2 protein-coding genes are annotated in these 2,414 nt (G+C 73.1%); one reads left to right on the top strand and one right to left on the bottom strand.

All coding sequences use genetic code 11. The features are described 5' to 3' along the window. The coding region (locus GL263_RS25100; RefSeq protein WP_182858030.1) for a carboxylate--amine ligase at positions 1–1,194 on the bottom strand (1,194 nt) is incomplete at its 3' end. Positions 1,195–1,345: 151 nt separating this feature from the next. Here GL263_RS25100 and GL263_RS25105 point away from each other — a divergent pair. After that, a partial coding sequence (locus GL263_RS25105) for a glycoside hydrolase family 26 protein (RefSeq protein WP_182858031.1) occupies positions 1,346–2,414 on the top strand: 1,069 nt, incomplete at its 3' end.

Consider the following 2,414-nt stretch of genomic DNA (forward strand, 5'->3'; position numbering starts at 1 on the left):
GTGCCAGAGGCGGCGGGCGAGCGTGCCGAGGACGGCGAGGAACGGCATGGGGTCGTCGGCGGCGAACCAGGCGGCCTCGATCGCCGGCCGGCCGCCGGACGGCGTCGGTCGGCTGCCCGCGGGCGCCGGGCGGGTGCCGGAGGCGGGGGTGAGCAGGGCGACGGCCGCGTAGTTCTCGACGACCAGGAGGCGGCCGGGGCGGGCACGTCCGGGTGGGACGGGGCGTCCGGTGAGGTCCAGGTGGTGGGCGCGGACGACGTCCGTCCCGGCGGCGTCGGTGAAGAGCCGGAACTGGGCGCCGGGGCGGGGGTTGAAGTCGAGGAGGTGGTAGCCGCCGTCGACGTGCCGGAAGTCCAGGTCGAGGATGCCGTGGTAGCCGAGGTCGGCGGCGAGTCGGCAGGCCAGCGCGGTCAGCTCCCGGTTGGGCACCCAGCGGCCGACGGCGGTGAGGCCGGCTCTGGGCGGCCAGGACCGGGTCTTCACGCCGGTGCCGCCGGCCAGGAACCGGCCGTGGCGGTCGAAGCAGCCGTGGAAGAACCAGTCGGTGCCGTGTGCCGGGAGGAGCTGTTGGAGCAGCAGGCGGCTGCCGGCCGGGGTGCCGGCGGTGAACAGCCGTGCGGCGGTGGCGGCGTCGGGCACGAGGCTGGTGCCGCGCAGCCCGGAGCCGGGGGGCAGCAGCCACGGCCGGACCCACTTGGCGACCGCCCGGCCGCCCAGTTCCTCCAGCGCGGTGGCCGCCTCGGTGGCGCTGCCGGGTAGCCGGGTGACGGGATGCGGGACGTTCAGACGCGCGCAGAGCAGGGCGAGTTCACTCTTGTCGGTGAGTTGCTCGGGCAGTCCGGGGGGAATGCTGGGGAGGAGATAGTGGTCGGCCAGCTCTCCGGCGAGGCGGGCGACCGCGATGGCGCCGCGGTCGTCCATCGCCACCAGCACGGCCCGGCGGCCGATGAGCGCGGCGGTGCGGCGGAGTTCGCCGAGCAGCCGGGTGTGGTCGGCGCTCGCGCCCGCCGGCCGGCGGTGGGCGCGGTGCAGGTGACGGGAACTCAGGACCGGACCGGCCGGTTCGTCGAGCATGACGTGCACCTCGACTCCCGCCCTGCCCAGGGTTCTGACGGCGCCGAGCGTCCCGTGGTGGAACGGGTTGCCGTCGAGTCTGAGTAGCAGGGCAGGCACCTCGGTATCGATCGACGCCATCACTGCCGTTCCTTCGTTTCGGTGGGCCATGCGGGGGAGGTGGTTCGCGAATGGACTAGGGACGGGCGTCCGAACAGTCCACTGACGGTCCGTCGTGTTTACGGTCGTAAACGGAACGTGCCGTCCCGGTCGCGGTCCGGAAGGAGTGACCATGTCCCACCGACGCCGTTGGCCGGCGGGGGTTTGTGCCGCGGTGGTAGCCGCCGGCCTGCTCGTCGCCGGATCGTCCGCGCTGCTGCTGCCCGAGACCAGGTCCGACGTCACGGACGGCCGCAGCGCTCCCCATCCCGACCACCGGACCGGCCCCTCTCCGGCGCCCGGCCCGTCCGAGCAGGCCGACGGCGGTGGCTACCAGGGCGCGTTCGGCGCGTTCCTCGCCTCCGGTCCCGAGGGGGTCCAGCGCATCGCCCATCTGGAGCGCTGGCTGGGCGGCGCGAACCTGCGGGTCGGCCACACCTACCTGCCGGGCGACCTCTGGTCGAACATCGAGGGCCGGCCGGAGTTCCTGCGCTCCTGGGCGCAGTGGCGGCAGGCCGACGAGGACCGCATGTTCGTGCTGAACGTGCCGATGCTGGAGCGCAACGAGGACGGCGTGCCCGACGGCGAGGTGCGCCGCCTGCTGCGCGCCGGCGCCCAGGGCCGCTTCGACCACCACTTCGAGACGCTGGGTCAGCGGCTGGTCCGCCTCGGCGTGCCGGACACGATCATCGTGCTCGGCTGGGAGATGAACGGCACCACCTACACCCACCGCTGCGCGCCCGACCCGGCCGCGTGGAAGGCGTACTGGAAGCGGATCGTCACCACGATGCGCGAGGTGCCCGGGCAACGGTTCCAGTTCGACTTCGCGCCGAACCGGGGTCGGGACGCCATCCCGTGGACGGAGTGCTACCCCGGTGACGACGTGGTCGACATCATCGGCATGGACTCCTACGACCAGCCGCCCGGTGACAGCTTCGACGACCACGTCGACCAGCCCTACGGGCTCCAGCACCAGGTCGACTTCGCCGCGGCGCGCGGGAAGCCGATCTCCTACCCGGAGTGGGGCCTGTTCCGCAACGGCGACAACGCGGAGTACATGCGCCGGATGATCGCCTGGATGAAGGAGCACAAGCCGCTCTACCAGACGATCTCCGACTACTGTCCGCACGGCGTCTGGCAGTGCCGCAGCAACCCGCTGTCGTCGGCGGAGTTCCGCCGGCAGCTGTCGGCCGACGTCCAGG

Source organism: Streptomyces durbertensis (assembly GCF_014156695.1).
Taxonomy (GTDB): Bacteria; Actinomycetota; Actinomycetes; order Streptomycetales; family Streptomycetaceae; genus Streptomyces; species Streptomyces durbertensis.